Origin of the sequence: Thalassobellus citreus, from assembly GCF_044385915.1 — a bacterium.
Classification (GTDB): Bacteria; Bacteroidota; Bacteroidia; order Flavobacteriales; family Flavobacteriaceae; genus Thalassobellus; species Thalassobellus citreus.
The window spans coordinates 1-551 of the sequence record NZ_JBISCC010000081.1 but is presented as its reverse complement, the minus strand read 5'-3'; the positions used below and the strand labels follow the sequence as shown (position 1 = coordinate 551).

Below are 551 nucleotides of genomic sequence, written 5' to 3'. Positions count from 1 at the left end.
CAAATAACTTTTAAAGATTGTGATTTTAATACAAGTAACACAAATTTCAAATTGTATATAAAAAACGGAAAAAATATTGCTTTTGAAGGAAATGCTAGTAATACTGATTTTCAAATATTAGATTCAGAAAATATTACATTAGCTAACAATGTTATTAACTAAAATTTGTTTAATTATATTTCAACAATCACTTTTAAATATTTATTTGAATATTTAAGCTCTCAATAATCCAAAAAAATAAAAAAATGCTCAAAAAGAAAAACATTTTTATGACTTTAATTGTTTTATTAACAATATTATTTAATAATAATTTATTTGCTCATTCAAAAGTAGGATTTGATGAATTATTATTTGAGATTGAAAATAAAGAAATTGTAAATGACACTACATTTACTTTAGACCCTAAGCGTTGGGGTATCGTAGAAGGTAGGGTTTCAGATGAAATTGCCATAAAAAACAGAGATATTTTAAACACAGTTATGGCTCAGTTAAAAAAATTTGGTATTAATACCATGGAAATAGGTGCTATGGATGCCTATTTTAAAGTGGAT

At 23.2% G+C, this 551-nt stretch carries 1 protein-coding gene; it reads left to right on the top strand.

The window, feature by feature from the left end:
• Positions 1 to 269: 269 nt before the first annotated feature.
• On the top strand, positions 270 to 551 hold a 282-nt coding region (locus ACH5TX_RS00605; protein WP_439337619.1), incomplete at its 3' end, for a hypothetical protein.